This is a genomic window from Stenotrophomonas sp. (genome assembly GCF_031995405.1).
Classification (GTDB): Bacteria; Pseudomonadota; Gammaproteobacteria; order Xanthomonadales; family Xanthomonadaceae; genus Stenotrophomonas.
The window spans coordinates 7230-10641 of the sequence record NZ_DAMAGC010000139.1; the positions used below are offsets into that span (position 1 = coordinate 7230).

Annotated in this window: 3 protein-coding genes; 2 read left to right on the plus strand and 1 reads right to left on the minus strand. The window is 69.2% G+C overall.

The annotated features are described in order from the left end of the window. Positions 1–107 precede the first annotated feature (107 nt). A complete protein-coding gene (gene recJ / locus RTO53_RS17600) occupies positions 108–1895 on the plus strand; it encodes a single-stranded-DNA-specific exonuclease RecJ (protein ID WP_312239013.1) in 1788 nt (595 codons plus the stop codon). 37 nt (positions 1896–1932) lie between these two features. Here the strand turns inward: recJ and RTO53_RS17605 are convergent, their stop codons facing one another. After that, a complete protein-coding gene (locus RTO53_RS17605; RefSeq protein ID WP_312239014.1) occupies positions 1933–3051 on the minus strand; it encodes a DUF1176 domain-containing protein in 1119 nt (372 codons plus the stop codon). A 77-nt stretch (positions 3052–3128) separates the two neighbouring features. On the opposite strand from RTO53_RS17605, the gene RTO53_RS17610 reads away from it, so the two are divergent. Next, positions 3129–3412: hypothetical protein (locus RTO53_RS17610; protein WP_312239015.1), on the plus strand; the 284-nt coding region annotated here is incomplete at its 3' end.

Sequence of the window (3412 nt, forward strand, 5' to 3'; positions counted from 1 at the left end):
GCCACGCCATGCGTGGCTGCATTTCGTTCCGGCACCGCGCGCAGCCACCCATGGGGTGGCTCTACCAGATCCATGTGTGCGGCGGGTTGCCGCCAGCAGCCGGTATCATGGCCTGCGTCGACACCTGTTCGGCGTTCCGCCTGCCATTCGAGTCTGCCTTGTCTTCTTCCGATACGCCCCAGATCCAGCGCCGCCCGCCCGCGTCCCTTGCCGCCGACTGGCCGGCCGACATGCTGCCGCTGCTGCAGCGCCTGTACGCTGCACGCGGGGTGACCGACGCCGCGCAGGCGCAGCCGAAGCTGGCCCAACTGCACGCACCGGAGTTGATGGGCAGCATGCAGGCCGCGGTGGAGCTGCTGGCCACGGCCATCGCCGACAACGAACGCATCCTGGTGGTCGGCGATTTCGACTGCGATGGCGCCACCGCCTGCGCCGTCGGCGTGCGCGGCTTGCGCATGCTCGGCGCGCGCGACGTGGTGCACGCCGTGCCCAACCGCATGCTGCACGGCTATGGCCTGTCACCGTCGCTGGTGGCCGACCTGGCGCCATCGCAGCCGGGCCTGCTGGTCACCGTCGACCACGGCATCGCCTGCCATGCCGGCGTCGCCGCCGCCAAGGCGCTGGGCTGGAAGGTATTGGTCACCGACCACCATCTGCCCGGCGAACAGCTGCCGCCCGCCGATGCGCTGGTGGACCCGAACATCGACGGCGACGCCTTCCCGAGCAAGGCGCTGGCCGGCGTCGGGGTGATTTTCTACGTGCTGATGGCGCTGCGCCGCCACCTGCGCGAGCAGGGCGCCTTTGCCACCATCCGCGAACCGGATCTGCTGACCCTGCTGGACCTGGTCGCGGTCGGCACTGTCGCCGATCTGGTCGCGCTGGATGCCAACAACCGCGCACTGGTGTCGGCCGGCCTGCGCCGGTTGCGCAGCGGGCAGGGCTGCGTGGGCCTGCAGGCACTGATCGAAGCCAGCGGTCGCGACCCGGCGCGCCTGAGTGCCACCGACATCGGTTTCGCGCTCGGGCCGCGCCTCAATGCCGCCGGCCGGCTGGAAGACATGGCGCTGGGCATCGAGCTGCTGCTCACCGAAGACCGCAGCCAGGCGCGCGAGATCGCCCAGACCCTGGAGCAGATCAACGCCGAACGCCGCGCGGTGCAGCAGTTGATGACCGACGATGCGGAACTGGCGGTATCACGCGCGGTGCTCGGCGCCGAAGGCGAGCGCCCGATCGCAGCCTGCCTGTTCGATGCCGAGTGGCATCCCGGCGTGGTCGGCCTGGTTGCCTCGAAGATGAAGGATCGCCTGCATCGCCCGGTGATCGCCTTCGCCCCGTCCGAGCCGGGCAGCGATTCGCTGCGCGGCTCGGCCCGTTCCATTCCCGGCTTCCACATCCGTGATGCGTTGGCGCTGGTCAATGCCGCGCACCCGGGCCTGATCGACAAGTTCGGTGGCCACGCCATGGCCGCCGGCTTGAGCCTGCCGCATGCACGCCTCGACGATTTCCAGCAGGCCTTCGTCGCCGTGGTCGGCGCCAGCATGGACCCGGCATCGTTGCAGCAACAGCTGATGAGCGATGGCGAGTTGAGCGCCGAGGAGCTGGATTACCGCCACGCCGAGGCACTGCGCCTGGCCGGCCCGTGGGGCCAGGCCTTCCCTGAGCCGCTGTTCGATGGTCACTTCCAGGTCGCGCGTTGGCAGGTGTTGAAGGAAAAGCACCTGAAACTCAGCCTGCGCGTCCCCGGGCGGGCCGAGCCGCTCAACGCGATCCACTTCAGTGGCTGGAAGGGCAACGCGCCCGCCAACCACGTGCATATCGCCTACCGGCTGGTCAGCGACGATTACCGCGGCGGCGGCGCGATCCAGTTGATCATCGAGCATTGCGCCGACGCATGAGTGCTGCGCGCCACGCGCGCAGCACCGCGGTGCGGGCTTATTCCACCACCTTGCTCACCAACGTGGGCATCTCCCAGGCGCCGCCGGCCGACACCAGCCGGCACAGCCCGGTGCTGGAGACTTCGGTCTTCACGAACTGGGTGCCGGTCCAGCCCCAGGTGGTGCTGTAGAAGCAGTCGCCCAGGCCGCGGCCCTTGTGCGATTCGCCGATGGTGCGCACGTCATCGCCCTCGCCCGAGGTGGTCACCAGCCGGGGCTGGTACGGGGCGCGGTCGTTGACCACCCAGTAGCCGTCACCGGTGTTGTAGGCCGCGCGCCAGCAAGCCTGCGAGACCAGCAACTTGTCCGCACTCAGGCGCTGCACGGTGATCTCCTGCGGGCCTTCGTTGGCAATCACGCTGTCGCCGGGGTGCAGGGCTTCGCAATCGTCGGCCGAGGTCGCCGCGGCGAGCGCGGCACGCAGCGCGGCGGAGTGAGCCAGGGCTTCGTCGGCGGGACGGGTGGGGACCACCTTGGCCAGCTTGACCACCGGCATCGGCACGGCCGGCAACACCGCGGATTCGGGGTTCTTGCCCTTGCGCATCACCGCGCCGGGCGTGCCCAGCCGGCCCTGGAATTCGTCCATCTTCAACAGCACTGCCGATGCACCGCGGTCGGACACGATCCAGCGCTTGCCGTCGTTGCCGACCAGCACGATGCGGCTGTCACGGGTCAACGACGTGAGCAGCGCGGTGGTCTGTGCCGGCGAGAGGTCGGCGGTGCCGTCGCTGGCGGCGTACTTCAGCGCGCCAAGCTTCGCGTCGTTGATCTGCAGCGACAGTTGCGTGGGCAGCGTGGTCTCGTCGTACTGCCCCAGCATCAGCTTGGCCTTGACCGGCTGGTCGGGACCGGCCACGCGGGTCAGCAGGATCGAGACCGGTGCATTGCCACCGTCCTCGTCGTTCTGGTAACCGGCCGCCCGGCAGGTGCGGGTGTTGTCGCAGGCCAGGGTCCAGTCGTTGTGGGTGAAGCTTAGTCCGCTGCTGGCATCGGGCGCGGCCTGGGCCGGCAGGATCGGGGTCAACAGCAACAGGGGAAGCAGGGCGGGCAGGCGCACGTGGACGTCCTTGTGGTGGTACATCGAGGGAGCGGCATCTTGGCCCAGGACGGCGGACACGCCAAGCCTTGCATCGCGTCAACCCCGTTTGCCGGCATGATCCGTTCAACCTGCTGTCATCGGATCGGGAGCGTCACATGGAACGCGCACTTCGTGGGATCGGCCTGCTGGGCATGCTGTGGCTGGGAACGCAGGTCGGTATGGCGCAGACGCGCCCGGCAGCCACGCCGCAGCCGCCAGCAATAGCGCCGCTGCTGCAGGTGGCCGGTGCCGAGGTGCCGGTGCGGCTGCGCCAGGTCAGCCTGGACAGCCGGGTGGTGGCCGGGCTCGGCGAGACCCGCATCGAGATGGAGTTCTTCAACCCCAATGCGCGGGTGCTGGAAGGGCAACTCGAGTTTCCGCTGGCGGATGGCCAGCAGAT